The organism is Rhodobacter xanthinilyticus (assembly GCF_001856665.1).
GTDB classification, from domain to species: Bacteria; Pseudomonadota; Alphaproteobacteria; order Rhodobacterales; family Rhodobacteraceae; genus Rhodobacter; species Rhodobacter xanthinilyticus.
In genome coordinates this window covers 2,640,410-2,660,938 of sequence record NZ_CP017781.1, presented here as the reverse complement: position 1 = coordinate 2,660,938, position 20,529 = coordinate 2,640,410, and the positions used below count along the sequence as shown (strand labels likewise).

The 20,529-nt window shown below is 66.2% G+C and carries 22 protein-coding genes; 15 read left to right on the top strand and 7 right to left on the bottom strand.

Annotated features, from left to right (window positions below; genetic code table 11):
• Positions 1-36: 36 nt before the first annotated feature.
• A complete protein-coding gene (ilvC, locus tag LPB142_RS12940) occupies positions 37-1,059 on the bottom strand; it encodes a ketol-acid reductoisomerase (protein ID WP_071166624.1) in 1,023 nt (340 codons plus the stop codon).
• A 126-nt stretch (positions 1,060-1,185) separates the two neighbouring features.
• Here ilvC and LPB142_RS12935 point away from each other — a divergent pair, with 126 nt between their 5' ends.
• From LPB142_RS12935 to ureC, 6 genes are all read left to right on the top strand, one after another.
• Positions 1,186-1,644 carry an Lrp/AsnC family transcriptional regulator gene (locus tag LPB142_RS12935; RefSeq protein ID WP_071166623.1) on the top strand — a complete coding sequence of 153 codons (459 nt, stop codon included), beginning with the start codon at positions 1,186-1,188 and terminating at the stop codon, positions 1,642-1,644.
• Positions 1,641-2,099, top strand: a complete 459-nt coding sequence (locus LPB142_RS12930; RefSeq protein WP_068764868.1) for an Lrp/AsnC family transcriptional regulator — start codon at positions 1,641-1,643, stop codon at positions 2,097-2,099. Before LPB142_RS12935 ends, LPB142_RS12930 begins: the two co-directional genes overlap by 4 nt.
• A 142-nt stretch (positions 2,100-2,241) precedes the next feature.
• Positions 2,242-3,057, top strand: coding sequence for an urease accessory protein UreD (locus LPB142_RS12925; RefSeq protein WP_071167255.1), 816 nt, complete (start codon positions 2,242-2,244; stop codon positions 3,055-3,057).
• A gap of 9 nt (positions 3,058-3,066) precedes the next feature.
• On the top strand, positions 3,067-3,369 hold the full coding sequence (locus LPB142_RS12920; RefSeq protein WP_068764867.1) for an urease subunit gamma: 303 nt from the start codon (positions 3,067-3,069) through the stop codon (positions 3,367-3,369).
• Positions 3,370-3,378: 9 nt separating this feature from the next.
• A complete protein-coding gene (locus tag LPB142_RS12915; RefSeq protein WP_068764866.1) occupies positions 3,379-3,684 on the top strand; it encodes an urease subunit beta in 306 nt (101 codons plus the stop codon).
• Positions 3,684-5,390, top strand: a complete 1,707-nt coding sequence (gene ureC / locus LPB142_RS12910; protein ID WP_068764865.1) for an urease subunit alpha — start codon at positions 3,684-3,686, stop codon at positions 5,388-5,390. Before LPB142_RS12915 ends, ureC begins: the two co-directional genes overlap by 1 nt.
• Before the next feature lie 70 nt (positions 5,391-5,460).
• Here the strand turns inward: ureC and LPB142_RS12905 are convergent, their stop codons facing one another.
• Positions 5,461-5,826, bottom strand: a complete 366-nt coding sequence (locus LPB142_RS12905) for a hypothetical protein (protein WP_068764864.1) — start codon at positions 5,824-5,826, stop codon at positions 5,461-5,463.
• Positions 5,827-5,907: 81 nt separating this feature from the next.
• Between LPB142_RS12905 and LPB142_RS12900 the strand changes: the two genes are divergently transcribed.
• The 8 genes from LPB142_RS12900 to urtE all read left to right on the top strand — a co-directional run bounded on the left by LPB142_RS12900 (position 5,908) and on the right by urtE (position 13,900).
• A complete protein-coding gene (locus LPB142_RS12900) occupies positions 5,908-6,405 on the top strand; it encodes an urease accessory protein UreE (RefSeq protein ID WP_071166622.1) in 498 nt (165 codons plus the stop codon).
• Complete coding sequence (locus LPB142_RS12895) at positions 6,392-7,039, top strand: urease accessory protein UreF (protein ID WP_071166621.1); 648 nt, start codon at positions 6,392-6,394, stop codon at positions 7,037-7,039. Before LPB142_RS12900 ends, LPB142_RS12895 begins: the two co-directional genes overlap by 14 nt.
• On the top strand, positions 7,036-7,668 hold the full coding sequence (gene ureG / locus LPB142_RS12890) for an urease accessory protein UreG (RefSeq protein ID WP_068764861.1): 633 nt from the start codon (positions 7,036-7,038) through the stop codon (positions 7,666-7,668). Before LPB142_RS12895 ends, ureG begins: the two co-directional genes overlap by 4 nt.
• Positions 7,669-7,917: 249 nt before the next feature.
• Positions 7,918-9,192: an urea ABC transporter substrate-binding protein gene (gene urtA / locus LPB142_RS12885; protein WP_156894444.1), complete on the top strand. Its 1,275-nt coding sequence runs from the start codon at positions 7,918-7,920 to the stop codon at positions 9,190-9,192.
• A gap of 54 nt (positions 9,193-9,246) precedes the next feature.
• Positions 9,247-11,232: an urea ABC transporter permease subunit UrtB gene (gene urtB, locus LPB142_RS12880; protein ID WP_082872829.1), complete on the top strand. Its 1,986-nt coding sequence runs from the start codon at positions 9,247-9,249 to the stop codon at positions 11,230-11,232.
• A gap of 3 nt (positions 11,233-11,235) precedes the next feature.
• Complete coding sequence (urtC, locus tag LPB142_RS12875; protein WP_071166619.1) at positions 11,236-12,465, top strand: urea ABC transporter permease subunit UrtC; 1,230 nt, start codon at positions 11,236-11,238, stop codon at positions 12,463-12,465.
• On the top strand, positions 12,462-13,202 hold the full coding sequence (urtD, locus tag LPB142_RS12870) for an urea ABC transporter ATP-binding protein UrtD (RefSeq protein WP_068764858.1): 741 nt from the start codon (positions 12,462-12,464) through the stop codon (positions 13,200-13,202). The genes urtC and urtD overlap by 4 nt, the downstream gene beginning before the upstream one ends.
• Positions 13,203-13,204: 2 nt before the next feature.
• The gene (urtE, locus tag LPB142_RS12865) at positions 13,205-13,900 is read left to right on the top strand and encodes an urea ABC transporter ATP-binding subunit UrtE (protein WP_068764857.1); all 696 of its coding nucleotides are present in this window, start codon (positions 13,205-13,207) and stop codon (positions 13,898-13,900) included.
• Positions 13,901-14,021: 121 nt separating this feature from the next.
• Here the strand turns inward: urtE and LPB142_RS12860 are convergent, their stop codons facing one another.
• From LPB142_RS12860 to LPB142_RS12850, 3 genes are all read right to left on the bottom strand, one after another.
• The gene (locus LPB142_RS12860; RefSeq protein WP_068765034.1) at positions 14,022-15,227 is read right to left on the bottom strand and encodes a UbiH/UbiF family hydroxylase; all 1,206 of its coding nucleotides are present in this window, start codon (positions 15,225-15,227) and stop codon (positions 14,022-14,024) included.
• 68 nt (positions 15,228-15,295) lie between these two features.
• A complete protein-coding gene (locus LPB142_RS12855) occupies positions 15,296-15,511 on the bottom strand; it encodes a hypothetical protein (protein WP_068764856.1) in 216 nt (71 codons plus the stop codon).
• Between the two features lie 87 nt (positions 15,512-15,598).
• Positions 15,599-16,282 (bottom strand): pyrimidine 5'-nucleotidase, encoded by a 684-nt coding sequence (locus LPB142_RS12850; RefSeq protein WP_071166618.1) that lies wholly within the window; start codon positions 16,280-16,282, stop codon positions 15,599-15,601.
• Between the two features lie 110 nt (positions 16,283-16,392).
• Between LPB142_RS12850 and LPB142_RS12845 the strand changes: the two genes are divergently transcribed.
• Positions 16,393-17,028, top strand: a complete 636-nt coding sequence (locus tag LPB142_RS12845; RefSeq protein WP_068764854.1) for a GntR family transcriptional regulator — start codon at positions 16,393-16,395, stop codon at positions 17,026-17,028.
• 3 nt (positions 17,029-17,031) lie between these two features.
• Here the strand turns inward: LPB142_RS12845 and LPB142_RS12840 are convergent, their stop codons facing one another.
• Together LPB142_RS12840 and carA are read right to left on the bottom strand one after the other, a co-directional pair.
• Entirely contained in the window at positions 17,032-19,092 is a 2,061-nt protein-coding gene (locus LPB142_RS12840; protein ID WP_232230895.1) for a glycosyltransferase, read from the bottom strand.
• Positions 19,093-19,222: 130 nt separating this feature from the next.
• Positions 19,223-20,389 (bottom strand): glutamine-hydrolyzing carbamoyl-phosphate synthase small subunit, encoded by a 1,167-nt coding sequence (gene carA / locus LPB142_RS12835; RefSeq protein WP_068764853.1) that lies wholly within the window; start codon positions 20,387-20,389, stop codon positions 19,223-19,225.
• Positions 20,390-20,529: the final 140 nt, after the last annotated feature.

Sequence of the window (20,529 nt, the reverse complement as noted above, 5' to 3'; positions counted from 1 at the left end):
CCGCAAGGCGCCCCTCTCGATACCTATGGTCGCAGATCAGTTGCGGGTCTTGTCGACCATCTTGCCCTTCGAGATCCAGGGCATCATCGCGCGCAGCTTCTCGCCGACTTGCTCGATCTGATGCTCGTCGTTGATCCGGCGGGTGGCCTTGAAGAACGGCTGGCCGACGGCGTTTTCTTGCATGAAATCGCGCACGAACTTGCCGTTCTGGATGTCGGTCAGCACGGCTTTCATGCGGGCCTTGGTTTCTTCGTAGGGCAGAACGCGCGGGCCCGAGACATATTCGCCATATTCGGCGGTGTTCGAGATCGAGTAGTTCATGTTCGCGATGCCGCCTTCATAGATCAGGTCGACGATCAGCTTCACTTCGTGCAGGCACTCGAAATAGGCCATTTCCGGCTCGTAACCGGCTTCCACGAGGGTCTCGAAGCCCATGCGGATCAGCTCGACGAGGCCGCCGCAGAGCACGGCTTGTTCGCCGAACAGGTCGGTTTCGCATTCCTGACGGAAGTTGGTCTCGATGATGCCCGAGCGGCCGCCGCCGATCGCCGAGCAATAGGACAGCGCGATGTTCTGCGCCTTGCCGGTGGCGTCGTTATGCACCGCGAAGAGGCAGGGCACGCCGCCGCCCTTGGTGTATTCGCCGCGCACGGTGTGGCCCGGGCCTTTCGGCGCCATCATGATCACGTCGATGCCCGGCTTCGGCTCGATCAGGCCGAAATGCACGTTCAGGCCGTGGGCGAAAGCGATCGCCGAGCCTTCTTTCAGGTTGTCGTGGACGTATTTCTTGTAGGTCTCGGCCTGGAGTTCGTCGGGCATGGTGAACATGATCACGTCGCACCAGGCCGCCGCTTCGGCGATGCCCATGACTTTGAGGCCTTCGCCTTCGGCTTTCTTGGCCGAGGGCGAGCCTTCGCGCAGCGCGACGACGATGTTCTTGGCGCCCGAATCGCGCAGGTTCAGCGCATGGGCGTGGCCTTGCGAGCCATAGCCGAGGATGGCGACTTTCTTGTCCTTGATCAGGTTCACATCGCAATCGCGATCGTAATAAACGCGCATCGGGCGTCCTCCATTGTTTGCTGCGGCCAGAATACGGAGGTTTTGCCGAAATGGCATTCAATGTTTGAGGAAATCACGAAAATGAAATAAAGATCATTCTCAATTGCGGCATTGAGTGAAAAAATCATGCAAATTGACGATACCGATCGCCGGATCTTGCGGCAGATGTTGGCGGCGCCCGGCCTGCCGATGGCGGAGCTCGCCGAACGCGCGGGGGTGACGGCGGCGACCTGTTGGCGCCGGGTCGAGCGGCTGCGCGCGGGCGGGGTGATCTTGGGCGAGCAGGCCGAGATCAACTGGCGCAAGCTCGGCTATGAGGTCGAGGTGAGTCTGCGGTTCACCCTCGACAAGACCCATCCGCGGGCCTTTGACGAGTTCATCGCCGCGGCGCGAGATGTGCCGGAAGTTCTTGAAATTCAAACGTTTCTTGGCCAGACGGATGTGCGCCTCAACGTCATTGCGCGGGATATGGCGCATTATCAGGAGATCTATCGCGCGCGGATCCTGACCTTGCCGCATATCGCCGATACCGATGCGCTGATGCTGATTTCGACGATCAAGGATAGCCCGGAGCTGCCGCTGTGATTGCGCTCGATGATATGGATCGGGCAATCTTGCGCGCGCTCGAGGCGGATGCGACGCAATCGGCGGGGGCGCTCGGGCGGGCGCTTGGGCTTTCACAGCCGGCGTGCTGGCGGCGGATCCGGCGGCTCGAGGCGGAGGGGGTGATCGCCGGGCGGCGCCTGACGATCGATGCGGCGGCGCTTGGCTTCGGGGTGACGGTGTTTCTTGGCGTCAAGCTCGCGACCAAGGGGCGGGTCAGTCTTGAGGATTTCGAGCGCGCGGCAACGGCGATCCCCGAGGTGCAGGTGGTGCAGCACGTGCTCGGCCTCTTCGATTACCGCCTCAAGGTGCGCGCGCGCGACATCGTGGATTTCGAGCGGGTGCTGCGGCGGCGGGTGATGACGCTGCCGGGGGTCGGGCAGGTCGAGGCGAATGTGGTGCTCTCGGAGGAGCGTCGGCCGGGGCCGCTTGGGTAGTTTTCGGGGCGCCTAAATCGCGGGCATTTCGGTTGTTTTTTGGGCGGCATTGCGGCAGGCATCGCCCCGCGCTCGGTGCGGGGGCCGCGCTGCGTGGACGGGCCGGGCGAAGCGCGATTGGATGGCGGGCAAGAGGATGACCATGTTCGACAGACCCGCCCCGATCCGGATGCAGCGCAGCCACGGCGAGGCCGCCGTGCGCTTTTCTGCGGGCGCGCGGCTTTCGGGGCTGCGGCAGAAGGGGTCGGCCAAGGCGCTCTTGCCGCGGGTGCGCGGGGTGCCGGAGGTGGTGTTCTTGAACACCTCGGGCGGGCTGACCTCGGGCGATACGCTGTCTTATCGGCTCGATCTTGCGCCGGGGGTGCGGACCGTCGCGACGACGCAGGCGGCGGAGCGGGCCTATCGCGCCGATGAGGGCGCGGCGCGGGTGCGGGTGGCGCATCGCGTCGGGGCCGGGGGCTGGCTCGATTGGCTCCCGCAGGAGACGATCCTGTTTGACCGCGCAAATTTGCACCGCGAGACCCGGATCGACCTCGCGGAGGGGGCGGGGTGTCTCTTGCTCGAAGCGGTCGTCCTGGGCCGGGCGGCGATGGGCGAGACGGTTCGTGACTTGCACTTTTACGACAATCGACAGGTATTTCGGGGCGAAAAGCCCGTTTTTCTTGAGCCTTTGGTGCTGAATTCGAACATTTTGGCCAAGGGGCTGCGCGGGGCTCTGCTGGGCGATGCGCGGGCCTTCGCGACGCTTGCCTTGATCGCGCCGGGTGCCGAGGATGCGGTCGGTGTGGCGCGTGGGGCGCTCGGCGTCCCCGGTGTCGAGGCGGCGGCTTCGGGCTATGACGGAAAATGTGTGGTGCGGATGCTGGCGGCCGATGGCTGGCCGCTCCGGCGCCAGATCCTGAGGCTGATGGAGGCGCTGCGGCGCGGGGCCGCCCCGCCGCGCGTCTGGCAACTTTGAGAGGGTGAGATGAATCTGACGCCGCGTGAGAAGGACAAGCTGTTGATCAGCCTCGCCGCGATGGTCGCGCGCAACCGGTTGGCGCGGGGGGTGAAGCTCAATCACCCCGAGGCGATCGCGATCATCAGCGATTTCGTCGTCGAGGGCGCGCGCGAGGGGCGTAGCGTCGCCGATCTGATGGAGGCGGGCGCCGAGGTGATCACCGCCGAGCAATGCATGGTGGGCATCCCCGAGATGATCCATTCGATCCAGGTCGAGGCGACCTTCCCCGACGGCACCAAACTCGTCACCGTCCACAACCCGATCCGCTGAGGTAAGTCGATGATTCCCGGAGAGATTTTTCCTACCGAGGGCGATATCACCCTCAATGAAGGCGCCGCGGCGATCACGCTGATGGTGGCCAATGCCGGTGATCGGCCGATCCAGGTCGGCTCGCATTATCATTTCGCCGAGACCAACCCGGGGTTGCAGTTCGATCGCGCGGCGGCGCGTGGCTACCGGCTCGACATCGCGGCGGGGACGGCGGTGCGCTTTGAGCCGGGCCAGAGCCGCGAGGTTCGGCTCGTGCCCTATCGGGGGGCGCGCAAGGTCTTCGGATTCAACCAAAAAGTGATGGGAGAGCTCTGATGCCCGCCACGATTTCGCGTGCGACTTATGCCGATATGTTCGGGCCAACGACCGGCGACCGGGTGCGGCTCGCCGATACCGATCTGATCATCGAGGTCGAGAAGGATCTCACGATTTACGGCGAAGAGGTCAAGTTCGGCGGCGGCAAGGTGATCCGCGACGGGATGGGCCAGAGCCAGGTGAGCCGCGCGGGCGGCGCGATGGATACGGTGATCACCAATGCGCTGATCGTCGACCATACCGGGATCTACAAGGCGGATGTGGGTCTGCGCGACGGGCGGATCGCGGGGATCGGCAAGGCCGGCAACCCCGATACCCAGCCGGGCGTCACGCTGATCATCGGGCCGGGGACGGAGATTTTGGCGGGCGAGGGCAAGATCCTGACGGCGGGAGGGATGGATGCGCATATCCATTTCATCTGTCCGCAGCAGATCGAGGATGCTCTGGCCTCCGGGATCACGACGATGCTTGGCGGCGGCACCGGGCCCGCGCATGGCACGCTCGCCACCACCTGCACGCCGGGGCCCTGGCATATCAGCCGGATGTTGCAGGCCTTCGAGGCCTTTCCGATGAACCTCGCCTTGGCGGGCAAGGGCAATGCGAGCCTGCCCGAGGGCCTTGAGGAGATGGTCAAGGCGGGGGCCAGTTCCTTGAAATTGCACGAAGATTGGGGGACGACGCCGGCTGCGATCGATTGTTGCCTCTCGGTGGCCGATGCGATGGATGTGCAGGTGATGATCCACACCGATACGCTCAACGAGAGCGGGTTCGTGGAGAATACCCTCGCGGCGATCAAGGGGCGGACGATCCACGCCTTCCATACCGAGGGCGCGGGGGGCGGGCATGCGCCCGATATCTTGCGCGTGGTCTCCGCGCCGAATGTGATCCCGTCCTCGACCAACCCGACGCGGCCCTATACCAAGAACACGGTCGAGGAGCATCTCGACATGCTCATGGTCTGCCACCACCTCGACAACAAGGTGCCCGAGGATGTGGCCTTTGCCGAGAGCCGGATCCGCAAGGAGACGATCGCGGCGGAGGATATCCTGCATGACATGGGGGCGATGTCGATCATCAGCTCGGACAGTCAGGCGATGGGGCGGGTCGGCGAGGTGATCATCCGCTGCTGGCAGACGGCCGACAAGATGAAGAAGGGGCGCGGGCGGCTGGCGGAGGAAACCGGCGCGAACGACAACATGCGGGTGCGCCGCTATATCGCGAAATACACGATCAACCCGGCGATCTGTCACGGGCTTTCGGCGCATATCGGCTCGATCGAGGTGGGCAAGCGGGCGGATCTGGTGCTCTGGCATCCGGCGTTTTTCGGGGCGAAGCCGGAGATGGTGCTGATGGGCGGGATGATCGTCTCGAGCCAGATGGGCGACCCGAACGGCTCGATCCCGGCGCAGCCGTTCTACACGCGCAACATGTTCGGCGCCTATGGCAAGGCCTTGCCGGCGGTTTCGGCGACCTTCGTTTCGGCGGCGGCCGAGGCGGACGGGGTGGCGGCGCGGCTCGGGCTCGAGAAGCAGGTGCTTGCCGTGCAGGGCACCCGCGGGATCGGCAAGGCGGATATGAAGCTCAACACCGCGAGGCCGCAGATCGAGGTCAACCCGGAGACATACGAGGTGCGCGCCGATGGCGAGTTGCTGGTCTGCGAGCCGGCGGAGAGCCTTCCGCTTGCGCAGCGTTATTTCCTGTTCTGAGCAGGAAAAGCCCGGGCGCGGTGGTTGCTGGCGCGATGGGGGGCCGGCTTTGCCCGCCCCCCGATCCGGCTCAGGAGCCGCGAAGCGCTCTGACCAGGGGCGAGCGCGGCCGCGCGCGGGGGCGGAAGACCGACAGGCCCTCCGCTTCGGCCACCAGTTCCGGGAAGGCCGGGCGGGCGCCTATGCGCGTCGAGCGCAGGATATGCGTCACACGCTCGCGCCGATAGGCGGGGTCGTTGCGGATTTCCTCCGGCAACAGCCGGGGATCGAAGATGTTCGCACGCTGGGTCAGGACTTCGACCCGATGCCATCGGCCGATTTTCGGCAACTCGGTATCGGTGAGATAAGCGGCGCGCAATTCGGCTTCGCGCCGCTTCAACCGCGCGATTTCCGCGCGAATGCTGGCGAGTTCGTCCGCCGGGCTGAGATTGAACATCTGGAGCCTCCCGTTCTGGGTATGTTCATGTTCACTCTCGCGCGACAAGGTTAAGAAAATGACAAGAACAAAGGGAAAACAATGAGCGATCTTCCGAAGGCGGTGGCGGTGGCGCCGAAGGGGAAATGGGCGGGGGCGGCGGATGTCGTGGCGCTCGATTACGAGGGGCGGTTTCTGCGCCGCAAGCGGCTGATCGCGGCGAGCGGGGCGGGGTTTCTCGTCGATCTGCCGGAGGTGACGAACCTCACCGGCGGCGAGGCTTTCGTGTTGGCCGATGGGCGGTTTGTCGAGGTGCGCCCGGCGCTGGAGCCGGTGCTGGTGATCACCGGCGATCTGGCGCGGCTCGCCTGGCATATCGGCAACCGCCACACGCCCTGTCAGATCGAGCCCACGCGGCTCGTGATCCGGGCCGATCATGTGCTCGAGGGGATGGTGCGGGGGCTTGGCGGCAAGGTTGTCGCCGCGGTCGAGCCGTTCCAGCCCGAGGGGGGCGCCTATGGGATGGGCCGGACGATGGGGCATGATCACGGCTTTGGCGGGCATAGCCACGGGCCGGGGCAGTTTCATGTCCACCCCTGAGGCGGCGCGGGCACTTTTGAGCCTCGTGCAATGGCTCTCGCCGGCCTTCCCGACCGGGGCTTTCGCCTATAGCCATGGGCTCGAGCAGGCGGTGGCGGCGGGCGAGATCGGGGACGCGTCGGGGCTTGCGGCCTGGCTCGAGGATATTCTCGCCCATGGCGCGGGGTGGAATGATGCGGTGCTGCTCGGCTGCGGTTTGCGGGGCGAGGATCTGGGCGAACTGGCCGATCTGGCGCGGGCGCTGGCGGGCTCGGCGGAGCGGTTGCGCGAGACCGAGGAGCAGGGCGCGGCCTTCTCGCGCGCGCAAGGAGAGATGCGCGGCGAGCGGCTTTCGCCGCTGCCCCTGCCGCTCGCCGTGGCCCGCGCCGGGCGGGATCTGGCTTTGCCGGCGGAGCAGGTGATTGCACTTTTCCAACATTCCTTCGCCTCAAACCTGGTCTCTGCGGGGGTCAGATTTATACCTTTGGGACAATCGGCCGGGCAGAAGGTGCTCTCGGGTCTGCATGAGCTGATTGCCGATCTGTCTGTGCGGGCGGCCGCTGCCGCGCGCGCCGATCTGGCGCAATCGGCCTTCCGGGCGGAGCTCGGGGCGATGGCGCATGAAACGCTGGATGTGAGGATTTTCAAGACATGACGACGGGACCTTTGCGCGTGGGGATCGGTGGGCCGGTGGGGGTGGGCAAGACCACGCTGACCGAGCAGCTCTGCCGCGCGCTCGCGCATCGCTGCTCGATGGCGGTGGTGACGAATGACATCTACACCCGCGAGGATGCCGAGGCGCTGATGCGGGCGCAGGTTTTGCCGGCCGAGCGGATCCGGGGGGTGGAGACGGGCGGCTGCCCGCATACCGCGATCCGGGAGGATGCCTCGATCAACCTCGCCGCGATCGCCGAGTTGAGCGGGGCTTTCCCGGACCTCGATCTGGTGTTGATCGAATCGGGGGGCGATAACCTCGCGGCGACCTTCTCGCCCGAGCTTGCGGACCTGACGATCTATGTGATCGACACCGCGGCGGGGCAGGATATCCCGCGCAAGCGCGGCCCCGGGGTGACGCGTTCGGACCTTCTGGTGGTCAACAAGACCGATCTTGCGCCCTATGTGGGCGTCGATGTCGCGCTGCTCGAGGCCGATACGCAGCGGGCGCGGGGCGCGCGGCCCTATGTGCTCGCGCAACTGCGGCAGGGGCGGGGCGTCGCGGAGATCGTTGCCTTTCTTGCCCGGGAGGGAGGGCTCGAACTGGCGGCCGAATCCGACGTTTTGTAAACGAATCGCGGCTTTCTGATCGTTCTGGCGCCCATAAATTCGGCAAATGCGCATTTGTTGCCCAAACGGTATACGGTCCTCCCCCTCTCTTGCATCCCCGCGATGCCGCGCCGCGGCAAGATCTTGCTGGCGCGGCACGCCCTAGCCCAGGCTGGGGCGCGGCCGATCGAGGCCCGTGAAAACAAGAACAGCCAGGCGACAGCGCCGGCATTCACCAAGAGGGACATAATGACTGGCATCAAGAAGTTCATGCTGAGCGCCGCGCTCGCGACCCTGTTCACCTCGGGGGGCGCTTTCGCCGCCGAGGACACGATCAAGATCGGCGTGCTGCACTCGCTGACCGGCACGATGGCGATCTCGGAAACCACGCTCAAGGACACCGTTCTGATGCTCGTCGACGAGCAGAACAAGAAGGGCGGCGTGCTGGGCAAGAAGCTCGAGGCGGTCGTGGTCGACCCGGCGTCGGATTGGCCGCTCTTTGCCGAGAAGGCGCGTGAGCTGCTGACCGTCAACGATGTCGATGTGATCTTCGGCTGCTGGACCTCGGTGAGCCGCAAATCGGTGCTGCCGGTGATCGAAGAGCTCAACGGGCTGATGTTCTACCCGGTGCAATACGAGGGCGAGGAGAGCTCGAAGAACGTGTTCTACACCGGCGCCGCGCCGAACCAGCAGGCGATCCCGGCGGTGGATTACTTCCTCAACGAGCTCGGCGTCGAGAAATTCGCGCTCCTGGGCACCGACTATGTCTACCCGCGCACCACGAACAACATCCTCGAGGCCTATCTGACCTCGAAGGGCATCTCGAAGGACGATATCTTCGTCAACTACACCCCGTTCGGCCATTCAGACTGGTCGAAGATCGTGGCCGACGTGAAGGCGCTGGGCGCTGATGGCAAGAAGGTCGGCGTGATCTCGACGATCAACGGCGATGCCAACATCGGCTTCTACAAAGAGCTCGCGGCGAGCGGAATCACCGCCGAGGATATCCCGGTCGTGGCCTTCTCCGTGGGCGAGGAAGAGCTCTCGGGTCTGGGCTCGGGCGATCTGAAGAACCTCGTCGGCCAGCTCGCCGCCTGGAACTATTTCGAAAGCGCCGACACCCCGGAAAACAAGGCCTTCATCGAGGGCTGGCACGCCTTCACCGGCAATGACAAGCGCACCACCAACGACCCGATGGAGGCCACCTATATCGGCTTCAACATGTGGGTGAATGCGGTGACCGAGGCCGGCACGACCGAGGTCGACAAGGTCGAGGAAGCGATGATCGGTCAGAAATTCCCGAACCTGACCGGCTCGACCGCCGAGATGCTGCCCAACCACCATCTGACCAAGCCGGTGCTGATCGGCGAGATCCGGGCCGATGGCCAGTTCGACATCATCTCGCAGACCGACCCGGTGCCGGGCGATGCCTGGACCGATTTCCTGCCCGAATCGGCGGTGCTCGACTCGGATTGGAAAGATCTCGACTGCGGGATGTACAACACCGAGACCAAGACCTGCGTTCAGCTGAAGTCGAACTACTGATCTGACATGCGGGAGGGGGGCGCCCCCCTCCCGGTTCTCTGACCGGAGGCAGGAATGCGCATCCCTCTCTTGGCGCTGACGGCGGTGATCTGCCTCGCGCTCCCGTCCTTCGCGCAGGAGGCTGCGCCTCTGGATCCCCAAGAAATTCAAACAGTTACGCCAGAGCTCTCGGGGCTTGCGAAGGTGCTGGCCGAGAATGCCGCGGCGATCGCGAGACCCTCGCGCCAGACGATCGGGCCGGTGATCGAAGCGATCGGCGCCTCGGGGCCGGGGGCGGCGGCGTTCCTCGAGGCCTGGGCCGAGAAGCGCGTCGGCCAGCGCAAGGATGGCGCGTTTTTCCTGATCGAGAAGACGGCGGCGGGCTGGGCGCTCAGCGATCCGGTGACGGGGGCGGCGGCGGGCGAGGCGGCCAAGGCCGAGATCACTGAGCTCAAACCGAATTCCGGCGTGCGCGGGCTGATTTCCTCGGCGCTGGTGGCGTTTCAGCTCAACGACCCCGATCCGGCCAAGCGCCGCGCCGCGCTCGAGGCGCTCGCACGGGTCGGTGCGGCCGAGCATCTCGAACCGCTGCGCGCCTCGATCGCGGGCGAGACCGACCCCGCGCTGCGCGCCCAGAAGGACCGGCTCGAGCGGCTGATCACCATCCGTTACGGCAGCTCGACCGAGAAACGCGTCGCCGCGATCGAGAGCTTTGGCGCCGATCTCGGGCTCGATCTGCGCGCCGCGCTGAACCCCTTGGTGGCCACGACGCGCAAGGCTTTCGCCGCCGCGCCGGAGGGCAATGTCGCGCAAACCCTGCGGCCCGGGCGCGAGATTTCCGCCGATGAAGCCTATCAATTGCTGGTCGATCAAGGGCTTGCGCCCGCGCGGCTGACGCGGGCCGAGCTGCGCGCGGCGCTCGAGGCGCATGTGGTCGAGGGCTCGGTGGGCGGGGTTGCGCTGGCCGAGCTCGCCGACCCCGCGCGGCGCGATGCGGCCTATACCGCGCTCGAGGCCGCGGGCACAGTGCCCGCCGCCGCGACCGATGACGAGGTTGCCGCCGCGGTCGCCGCGCATCGCTACGCCGATCTCTACGCCGAGCCCGACCGCGCCGTCACCACCGCCGCCGCCGCCGCGCTCAAGCGCATCACCCTCAAGGTCGATGCGATGCAGGCCGCCGATCTCGGCCTCGACGCGCTCTCGCTCGCCTCGATCTACTTCCTCGCCGCGATCGGCCTCGCGATCACCTTCGGGGTGATGGGGGTGATCAACATGGCGCATGGCGAGTTCATCACCCTGGGCGCCTATACCGGCTATGTTGTGCAGCAATATATCTCCGACTACACGATCTCGATCCTGGTCGCGCTGCCGCTCGCCTTCCTGGTGACCTTCGCCGCCGGCGTCGCGATGGAGAGGCTGGTGATCCGCCATCTCTACAAACGCCCGCTCGAGACGTTGCTCGCGACCTTCGGGATCTCGATCGCGCTGCAACAGATCTTCAAGAACATCTTCGGCACCCAGGCCCGCCCGCTCACCTCGCCGCCCTGGCTTGACGGCGCCTGGGCGCTCAACGATGTCGTCTCGATCTCCTATATCCGCATCGCGATCTTCGTCCTTGCGCTTGTTTTCCTTGGGGTTTTTCTCTTCGTGATGAAGCGCACCCGGCTCGGGCTCGAGGTCCGCGCGGTGACGCAAAACCCCTCGATGGCGGCCTCGATGGGCATCAACCCGGACCGCATCAACATGCTTACCTTCGGGCTCGGCTCGGGCATCGCCGGGGTTGCGGGCGTCGCGATCGGGCTCTTCGCCAAGGTCACCTCCGAGCTCGGCGCCGATTACATCGTGCAGAGCTTCATGACCGTCGTGGTCGGCGGCGTCGGCAACATCTGGGGCACGCTCGCGGGCGCCGGGCTGATCGGCACGCTGCAAAAGGGCATCGAGTGGCTCAACCCCTCGAATACGCTCGCCGCCCAGACCTACATGATCCTGTTCATCATTGTTTTCATCCAGTTCCGGCCGCGCGGGATCATCGCGCTCAAGGGCCGCGCGGCGGGGGATTGATCCATGAAACCCGGCTTTCTCGCCAAGAACCCCTCGGTTCTGACCTTCCTTCTGGTGCTGGCGGTGGTCACGCTCGGCGTGACCTTCCTCTCCGAGGCCTATGGCTCGGGCGTGATCTCGACCTCGATGGTCAAGACGCTGGGCAAGACGCTGTGCCTGTGTCTGATCGCGATCGCGATGGATCTGATCTGGGGCTATACCGGCATCCTCTCGCTCGGCCATTTCGCGTTTTTCGGGCTTGGCGGCTATATGGTCGGCATGTGGCTGATGTATGCGCGCACCCGCGAGATCGTGCTCTCCTCGGCCGCGGGCGTGCTGCCGATGACGCCGCAGGAGCTGCAAGACGCGATCGCGACGCAGATTTTCGGGGTCGTGGGCTCCTCCGATCTGCCGCTGGTGTGGAGCTTCGCGGGCTCGCTGCCGATGCAGCTTCTGCTGGTGGTGCTGGTGCCCGGGGTGCTCGCGTTTCTCTTCGGCTGGTTCGCGTTCAAGTCGCGGGTGACGGGGGTGTATCTCTCGATCCTGACCCAGGCGATGACGCTCGCGCTCTCGCTCTACCTCTTCCAGAACGACTCCGGCCTGCGCGGCAACAACGGGCTCTCGGGGCTGCAAAACATCCCCGGTCTCGAGGCCGCGGGCCAGGATGCGGTCTCGGTGTGGTTCCTCTGGGCCTCGGCGGGCGCGCTGGCGCTGGGCTATCTGGCGGTGGCCTTCGTCGTCTCGGGCAAGTTCGGCTCGGTGATCCGCGGCATCCGCGATGATGAGGCGCGCGTGAGGTTCCTTGGCTACTCCGTTGAAACCTATAAACTCTTTGTCTTCACCCTGACCGCGGTCATCGCCGCGATCGCGGGCGCGCTCTATTACCCGCAGGCCGGCATCATCAACCCCGCCGAGATCGCGCCGATCGCTTCGATCTATCTCGCGGTCTGGGTCGCGATCGGTGGGCGCGGGCGGATCTATGGCGCGGTGGTGGGCGCGGCTTTCGTGTCGCTCGTCTCGACCTGGTTCACCGGCGGGCGCGCGCCGGACCTGCCGCTCGGCTTCTACACCGTCAAATGGGTCGATTGGTGGTCGGTGCTCTTGGGGCTGAGCTTCGTGCTGGTCACGCTGTTCGCGCCGAAGGGGCTGGCAGGGCTCGTCGATCTTTTCGAGGGCCTGCGCCCGCCCAAACGCGGCGGCACACCGCTCGGCCCAAGCGAAGGCAGCCTGCGCGAAGAGGAGGCGGTAGAATGAGCCAACTTCTTGAAGTTTCGGGCGTTTCCGTCACCTTCGACGGGTTCCGCGCGATCAACAACCTGTCCTTCTCGATCGGCGAGGCCGAGCTGCGCGCGATCATCGGGCCCAATGGCGCCGGCAAGACGACCTTCATGGATATCGTCACCGGCAAGACCAAACCCGATGAGGGCCGCGTGCTCTGGGGCGAGAAATCGCAAAATCTGCTGCGCATGAACGAGGCGCAGATCGCCCGGATCGGCATCGGCCGCAAGTTCCAGCGCCCCACCGTCTTCGAGGATCAATCGGTCGCCGAGAACCTGATGATGGCGCTCAGGGCCGATCGCGGCCCGTGGTCGGTGCTCTTCTGGCGGCCCTCGCGGGGCGATCATTTCAAGGTCGAGGCGCTGGCGAGCCAGGTCGGCCTCGGCGATCAGCTCGCGCGGAAATCCGGGGAACTGTCGCACGGGCAGAAACAATGGCTCGAGATCGGCATGTTGCTCGCGCAGGAGCCGAAGCTGCTCCTCGTCGATGAACCCGCCGCCGGCATGACGCTCGCCGAGCGCGAACAGACCACGGCGCTGCTCGTCGAGCTCGCGAAAACCCGCGCGGTGGTGGTGGTCGAGCATGACATGGACTTCGTGCGCCGCCTTGGCTGCAAGGTCACCGTGCTGCATGAGGGCTCGGTGCTGGCCGAGGGCTCGCTCGACCATGTCACCGCCAACCGGCAGGTTATCGAAGTTTATCTGGGGCGCTGAAAATGCTGCAAACAAAAGGTCTTACGCTCCATTATGGCGGGTCGCAGATCCTCCATGGCATCGATATGGAGGCGCGCGCGGGTGAGGTGACCTGCATCATGGGCACCAATGGCGTCGGCAAGACCTCGCTTCTGAAGGCGATCTCGGGCACCCATCCGCGCTCGGGGGGCGAGCTTGTGCTCGATGGCGCGTCAGTCGGCCGGGTGCCGCCGCAGGCGATGGCGCGGCGCGGGGTCGGCTATGTGCCGCAGGGGCGGATGATCTTTCCGCTGCTCACCGTGCGGGAAAACATGGAGACCGCCTTCGCCTGCTTGCCGCGTTCGGAGCATTTCATCCCCGATGAGATCTATGAATTGTTTCCGATTTTGAAGGAGTTCCTGCATCGCCGCGGCGGCGATCTGTCGGGTGGCCAGCAACAGCAACTCGCCATTGCGCGCGCGATGCTGACCAAGCCGAAGCTGCTGCTCCTCGACGAACCGACCGAGGGGATCCAGCCCAATATCATCCAGCAGATCGGCCGCGTGATCGAATATCTGCGCGACAAGGGCGATATGGCGATCGTCCTCGTCGAGCAATATTTCGATTTCGCCCATGCGCTCGGCGACCGGTTTTATGTTCTCAAACGCGGTGCGGTGGCCATGGAGGGCACCAAGGCAACGCTCACCCGCGAGGCCTTGCGCGAGGTCGTCAGCGTCTGAAAGGGGCGCTGCCCCTCGCCCCTGCGGGGCTCACCCCGAGATATTTATGGCAAGATGAAGGGATCTCCTTTCGCCTTGCTTCAAATATCCCGGGGGTCCGGGGGCAGCGCCCCCGGCGCGGTCAACGCACGCCGAGACCGGCCTTCATGAGCGTCTTGCGCACCGGCTTGAGCGAGTAAAGCGCGCCGAGCACGCCCGCGCGCAGGTCACGCAGCGGTCGCGGTGCCATCATCGAGGCGCGGTTGAGCAGGTCGATGCCGACCTCGCGCGCCTTCACCTCGGGCCAGCGGCGCCGGTTGTAGGCCGCGAGCATCGGCGCCTCGCCGATATGGGCGGGGTCTTTCTCGCACAGGCGCAAGAGGCAGGTCAGATCGGCGAGCGACATGTTCAGGCCCTGCGCCCCGATCGGCGGGATCACATGGGCGGCCTCGGCGATCAGCGCGACGCGTTGCGCGGTGAAGCGCTCGGCGATCTGGGTCATCATCGGCCAGACCGAGCGGCGGGTGACGAGGGAGAGCGGGCCCAGAAGCCCGGTCGAGCGCGCGTTCATCTCGGCTTCGAACTCGGCCACCGGCAGCGCGGCGAGGCGTTCTGCCTCGGCGCCGCGCTCCATCCAGACGATCGCCGAGCTGTGCTGCCCGTCGCGATCGGGCAGCGGGATCAGCGTGAAGGGCCCGCCCGAGCGGTGGATCTCGGTCGAGACATTCTCATGCGGTTTCGGGTGGGTGACCGCGAAGGCCAGCGCCTTTTGCCCGTAACGCGTTGTTTTCACGTCGATCCCAGCGGCTTCACGGATGAAGGAGTTGCGTCCGTCGGCGGCCACGACGAGCCGGGCCTGCACGCGCGAGCCATCCGAGAGCGCGACTTCGGCGCCGCTGTCGCGGGTGATCAGGCCGGTGGTGGCGACGCCGGGGCGGAAATCGACGAGCGGGATCTCGGCGAGGCGTGCGACCATTTCGCGCCGCAGGAGCCAGTTGGGCAGGTTCCAGCCGAAGGGCTCGTCGGAGATTTCAGCCGCGTTGAAATCGCGCGTCAGTCGCGCGACCGGCTCGGCGCCGCCCGCATCGATGATCCGCATGATCTGGAGCGGGGCGGCATAGGGGGCGAGGCGCGCCCAGAGCCCCGAGCTTTCCAGCACGCCGCGCGAGGGGTGCAGGAAGGCGGTGGTGCGCATATCCGCGCCCGGGTCGCTTTCCGAGGTGACGGGGGGGGTCGGATCCACGCAGATCGTGGTGAAGCCCGCCGCGCCGAAGGCGGCGGCCGCGGTCAAACCGGCGACGCCGCCGCCGGAGATCAGGATATCGGTTTTGAGCAACTGGTCTGGCATCGGGCCCTCCATTCGGGCGCCATATTAGCGGCGCCCGCGCGGAAGACCAGTGCCGCGCCGTCGCAGGCTCAGCTGCCGTAGGTCAGCAGCACGAGGAAAGCGAGGATCACCCAGGTCGCGCCGACCCCCGCGAGGATCAGCCCGCCAAGGCCCATGGTCGCGATCATCCCGCCGACGACGACGAGGATCAGCGCCGCGAGCAGGTACATGTAGATCGGCTTGATCTGGTTCTTGTGGTAGTTGACGAGGTTTTCATGGATGTCGTGATGGTCGGCTGCGGCCATGGTGGAATCTCCCCTGTTAGTCTCCCAGACTATCGAGGCGTTCTTAACGTCCGGTTCCTTTCAGGAAAACCCGTTATTTGCGCGGCCTCACGGATTTCGGGGGGTGTGACGGGCATGCCGCAGCGCGCGCAGAAAGCCGGTGAGGTCGGCGGTGTGATACTCGATCTGCGGGGCCGGGGCGGGCTCGGGGGCGACATGGACGGTGCGCATGCCCATTGCGCGCGGCGCGACGAGGTTGCGCGGATCATCTTCGAACATCGCGGCGCGGGCGGGGGTGATGGCGGCGCGGGCGAAGACCGTCTCGAAGGCGCGGGGCTGCGGCTTGGGGTGGTAATCGGCATGTTCGACGCCGAAAATCCCGTCGAAAAGGCCGCTCAGGCCGCGGGCGTCGAGGACGCGCTCGGCATAGGGGGCGGAGCCGTTCGTGTAGACGATCTTGCGCCCGGGCAGGGCCGAGATCTCGGCGCGCAGATCCGGGTCCGGGCGCAGGGCCGCCATGGAAACGTCATGCACATCAATGAGATAGGGGCCCGGATCAAGCCCGTGTTCATGCATCAGCCCGGCGAGCGTGGTGCCGTAGAGCTGCCAGTAATGGTTGCGCAGATGATCGGCCTCGGCGCGTTCGACCTTGAGCGCGCGCATCACATAGGCGGTCATACGGGCCTCGATCTGCGGGAAGAGGCAAACCTGGGGCGGGTAGAGGGTGTTGTCGAGGTCGAAGACCCAATCGGTGACATGGCCGAAATCGGCGAGGGGGGGGGGCGTATCCATCGCGCGAGCCTAGCTTGGGCGCGGGGCGGGTGCAATCGGGGCGACGAAAGTCGGCTTGTCAGGGGCGCGAGGCAGGTCTAGGGTCTCGGCCTCGACCGGGAGAAAAAGCAATGCAGAAAGACGCTTACACGCTGATCCTCGAGGCGATCGACAACGGGGTCTATCGCCCGGGCGATCGGTTGGTCGAATCCGAGCTGGCGGAGCGCTTCGGGGTGTCGCGCACGCCGGTGCGCGAGGCGCTGCAGCGGCTCGAGACGCAAAGCATGCTCGCGCGCGACGGGCGCTCGCTGATCGTGGCCTCGCTCGATCACAACCAGCTGGCCGAGCTTTACGTCGTGCGCGCCGAGCTCGAGGCGCTGGCGGCGGCGCTGGCGGCCAAACATGCCGCGCCCGAGGAGGTGCGGGTGTTGCAGGAGATGGTCGAGGAAGACCGCAACTATCTCGACGACCCGGTGGCGCTCGCCCGCGCCAACAAGCGCTTCCACCGGCAGATCCATCTCGCCTCGCACAACCGCTATCTCGTGCAGCAGCTTGACCTCGTGCACCGCTCGATGGCGCTCGTCGCGACGACCTCTCTGGCCGCGCAGGGGCGGGGGGAGACGGCGCTGGCGGAGCATCAGGCGATCGTCGATGCGATCGAGGCCGGCGACGAGGGGGCGGCCGCCGCGGCGCTGAAGGTTCATATTTCCAAGGCCTTCGAGACGCGGCTGAAGCTCGATGCGGGGGCCGGGCGCGTGCCGCGCTGAGGCTCAGTCGATGAGCGGGGCGAGCGGCGTGCGGGTCTCGACCGGCGCCATCTTTCCCGCGGCCGCGATCGCGGGGACGAGGTCGGAGCGTGCGCCGGGCATGACATGGTGCAGCGTGTCGAAGACGCCATGGGTGGTCTTGTCCCAGTAAAACGGCTTCACGATCACCTCATAGATGCCCTTCCAGCCCGCCAGCGCGCCGAGCGGGAAGTAGAAATGCAGCGTCGGCACCCAGGGGATCAGGTGGCGATGCTCGGGGCCGCGCACCGCCCAGGCGCCGACGGTGATATTGATCAGCTCGGTCAGCACGAAGGTGCCAAGGAGCACATATTCGAGCTCGCGCGACATGATCGCCTCGACCGGGTGCCAGATCCCGAAGGGGATCAGCCAGAAGCTCCAGAGCACCGGCGCGAGCAGATATTGCGAGAGCGCGCCGAAGATCAGCACCTGCACGCCGAAGAACCGCCAGGCGCCGAGATCGCGCCAGAGCCGGGCGGGGTTGCGCATATGCACGGCCCAAGTCATCGCATAGCCCTTCAGCCAGCGCGAGCGTTGCTTGACCCAGGGCAGCGCGCGGCAGTTCGCCTCCTCATGGGTCACCGCGGGGATCAGTTCGGTGCGGTAGCCCTGGCGGGCGAGGCGGATGCCGAGATCGGCGTCCTCGGTGACGTTATGGGCATCCCAGCCGCCGAGTTTCTCGAGCGGCTCGCGCAGGAAGAAGAGCGTGGTGCCGCCGAGCGGCACGACGAGGCCCATCCGCGCCAGCCCCGGCAGCATGGCGCGGAACCAGGCCGCATATTCGACCGTGAAGCAGCGCGCGAGCCAGTTGGTGCGCGGGTTGTAGTAATCGAGAATGCCTTGCAGGCAGGCGACATCCGGCCTGCTCTGGGCAAAGCGGCGCACGACGATATGGAGCTGTTCGGGCTCGGGCATGTCCTCGGCGTCATAGACCCCGATGATCGAGCCGCGGCAGAAGTTCAGCGCATAGTTCAGCGCGCGTGGCTTGGTCTTGATCGGGCCGTCAGGGACGGTCACGACCCGGATCCAGCGCGGCAGCTCGGCGCCTGAGAGCGCCTCGCGGGTGGTGAAATCGTCCTCCTCGACGACGAGCAGGATGTCGAGGAGTTCGCGCGGGTAGTTCAGCCGGCCCAGCCGGGAGACGAGCCGCGTGGCGATGTCGCGCTCCTTGAAGAGCGGCACCATGATCGAGATGATCGGCAGGCGCGCGGGCACCGGCGGCGGGGCGTCGGGGGCGCGTCTGAGCCGCGCCTGCGCGCGCATTTCGGTGATCCAGGCGGCGAGTTTGAGCCCCATCGTCGCCAAAAGCGTCAGCATCGCCCAGCCGAACAGCACCGCAAACACCACGACCGGCGCGACGATGAGGCCGAGAACGGCGGTTGCGATCACGCCAAAGGCGATCCGCGAGGCGAGCTTTTCGTTGCGGGTGCGGCAGCTTTGCTCCGGGTCGACCTTGGCCTCGGCTCGGCGGATCAGCGCGGTCTGACGGCGGGCGAGCAGGCTCTGGTGGACATCATATTCCGGCGCGAGAACCATCCGGTAGGGCCCGTAGGCCTCCGGCAAGCTCTTGACAAGGCGGGCGAATTCCTCCGGGCGGGCGGTGGCGATGACGGTCGTCGCGCCGATCCGGCGCCAGGGCACCATCGCCTCCTTGAGGCACAGCTCCGGGCCGATCGCATCGATCATCCGCGGGTCGGGGCGCTCGGCGAGCAGGTCGACAACCGCCGCCTTCCACTGCCGGGCGAGCGCCGCCATCAGATCGGCCTCGGTCACCCAGCCATGGGTCAGCAGAATATCGCCCAGCCGCACATCCTGACGGTTGCGCAGCGCCAGCGCCTTGAGCAGATCGCCCGGCGCCACCGCGCCCATCTCGAGCAGGATCTGGCCGAGCGGCGTGCGCCGCGGGCGCGCCGCCTCCGCCGCAGGGGCCTCCTGCGCGGGCTGAGCCGCGAGCCGCGCGGCGCCTGACTGTTCGAGCTCGGAAAGCGCGCGCGGCTGAACGGCCGGCGGCTCCGACACGAGCCGCAGCTGTGCCATATTCGTCATCTCGGTCCCCAAAACCGATACCTGTCCCGTCGACCACTCTCGCGGGGTTTGGTTAATGGGCCGTTAACGGAAAATGGCCCCGCGGAGGCTTTTCCGCGAGGCCATTTGGGCAGGCTTTGATTTCAGGGGCTTAGGCGCTGCGACGCGCGCGCATCGCCTCGGCGAACCGCTCGAAAAGATAGTAGCTGTCCTGCGGGCCGGGGCTCGCCTCGGGGTGATATTGCACCGAGAACACCGGCCGATTCTCCATCGCGATACCGCAGTTCGAGCCGTCGAAGAGCGAGACATGGGTCTCGGCGACGCCGGCGGGCAGGGTCTGGGCATCGACCGCGAAGCCGTGGTTCATCGAGGTGATCTCGACCTTGCCGGTGGTCAGATCCTTGACCGGGTGGTTCGCGCCATGGTGGCCGTGGTTCATCTTGATGGTCTTGGCGCCGAGCGCCAGCGCCAGCATCTGATGCCCGAGGCAGATCCCGAAGACCGGCAGCTCGGTCTCGAGCACGCCCTTGATCATCGGCACGGCATAGGCCCCCGTCGCGGCCGGGTCGCCCGGGCCGTTCGAGAGGAACACGCCATCGGGGTTCAGCGCGAGCACCTCCTCGGCCGTCGCGGTCGCCGGCAGCACCGTCACATCGCAGCCCGCCGAGGCAAGGCACCGCAAGATGTTGCGTTTCGCGCCAAAGTCGACCGCAACCACTTTGAGGCCCGGCTCGCTGCGCTTGGCATAACCCTCGGGCCAAGCCCAGCGCATCTCATTCCACTGATAGCTCTGCGCGCAGGTCACGTCCTTGGCCAGGTCGAGCCCGACGAGCCCTTTCCAGTCCCGCGCCTTCTGGACCAGCGCCTCGATGTCGAACACGCCGTCGGGGTTGTGCGCAATGGCGACATGCGGCGCGCCTTGCTGACGGATCGCACGGGTCAGCCGGCGGGTATCGACCCCGCCCACGCCGATCCGGCCGCGCTTCGCGAGCCAGCCCACGAGATCCTCCGCCGCGCGCCAGTTCGAGGGCTCGGTCGGATCCCATTTGACCACGAGGCCGGCGGCGACCGGCTCGGCCGTCTCGTCATCCTCGGGGGTCACGCCGACATTGCCGACATGGGGGAAGGTGAAGGTCACGATCTGCCCGGCATAGGAGGGATCGGTCATGATCTCCTGATAGCCGGTCATCGCGGTGTTGAAGACAAGCTCGGCGACCGTCTCGCCGGTGGCGCCGAACCCGCGGCCGTAAAACAGCTGCCCATCCGCCAGCGCGATCAGCGCGGTGGGTTTTTCCGATGACTGGTGGCTTGCAGGCATGGCGCGACTCCCCGGGGCAAAATCTGCTGGAACCTACGGGGGGAGGCGGGCGCGGTCAAGGGGGGAATGGATATTCCTGTTATCCTTTTATTTCAATGGCTTGGCGCTATTGTGCCGGGGGGCGGTTGCGGCTATTCTGG

Coding starts and splice junctions, on each gene's coding strand:
- ilvC (WP_071166624.1), bottom strand. CDS start 1,059: ATGCGCGTTTATTACGATCGCGATTGCGATGTGAACCTGATCAAGGAC.
- LPB142_RS12935 (WP_071166623.1), top strand. CDS start 1,186: ATGCAAATTGACGATACCGATCGCCGGATCTTGCGGCAGATGTTGGCG.
- LPB142_RS12925 (WP_071167255.1), top strand. CDS start 2,242: ATGTTCGACAGACCCGCCCCGATCCGGATGCAGCGCAGCCACGGCGAG.
- LPB142_RS12920 (WP_068764867.1), top strand. CDS start 3,067: ATGAATCTGACGCCGCGTGAGAAGGACAAGCTGTTGATCAGCCTCGCC.
- LPB142_RS12915 (WP_068764866.1), top strand. CDS start 3,379: ATGATTCCCGGAGAGATTTTTCCTACCGAGGGCGATATCACCCTCAAT.
- ureC (WP_068764865.1), top strand. CDS start 3,684: ATGCCCGCCACGATTTCGCGTGCGACTTATGCCGATATGTTCGGGCCA.
- LPB142_RS12905 (WP_068764864.1), bottom strand. CDS start 5,826: ATGTTCAATCTCAGCCCGGCGGACGAACTCGCCAGCATTCGCGCGGAA.
- LPB142_RS12900 (WP_071166622.1), top strand. CDS start 5,908: ATGAGCGATCTTCCGAAGGCGGTGGCGGTGGCGCCGAAGGGGAAATGG.
- LPB142_RS12895 (WP_071166621.1), top strand. CDS start 6,392: ATGTCCACCCCTGAGGCGGCGCGGGCACTTTTGAGCCTCGTGCAATGG.
- ureG (WP_068764861.1), top strand. CDS start 7,036: ATGACGACGGGACCTTTGCGCGTGGGGATCGGTGGGCCGGTGGGGGTG.
- urtA (WP_156894444.1), top strand. CDS start 7,918: ATGCTGAGCGCCGCGCTCGCGACCCTGTTCACCTCGGGGGGCGCTTTC.
- urtB (WP_082872829.1), top strand. CDS start 9,247: ATGCGCATCCCTCTCTTGGCGCTGACGGCGGTGATCTGCCTCGCGCTC.
- urtC (WP_071166619.1), top strand. CDS start 11,236: ATGAAACCCGGCTTTCTCGCCAAGAACCCCTCGGTTCTGACCTTCCTT.
- urtD (WP_068764858.1), top strand. CDS start 12,462: ATGAGCCAACTTCTTGAAGTTTCGGGCGTTTCCGTCACCTTCGACGGG.
- urtE (WP_068764857.1), top strand. CDS start 13,205: ATGCTGCAAACAAAAGGTCTTACGCTCCATTATGGCGGGTCGCAGATC.
- LPB142_RS12860 (WP_068765034.1), bottom strand. CDS start 15,227: ATGCCAGACCAGTTGCTCAAAACCGATATCCTGATCTCCGGCGGCGGC.
- LPB142_RS12855 (WP_068764856.1), bottom strand. CDS start 15,511: ATGGCCGCAGCCGACCATCACGACATCCATGAAAACCTCGTCAACTAC.
- LPB142_RS12850 (WP_071166618.1), bottom strand. CDS start 16,282: ATGGATACGCCCCCCCCCCTCGCCGATTTCGGCCATGTCACCGATTGG.
- LPB142_RS12845 (WP_068764854.1), top strand. CDS start 16,393: ATGCAGAAAGACGCTTACACGCTGATCCTCGAGGCGATCGACAACGGG.
- LPB142_RS12840 (WP_232230895.1), bottom strand. CDS start 19,092: ATGACGAATATGGCACAGCTGCGGCTCGTGTCGGAGCCGCCGGCCGTT.
- carA (WP_068764853.1), bottom strand. CDS start 20,389: ATGCCTGCAAGCCACCAGTCATCGGAAAAACCCACCGCGCTGATCGCG.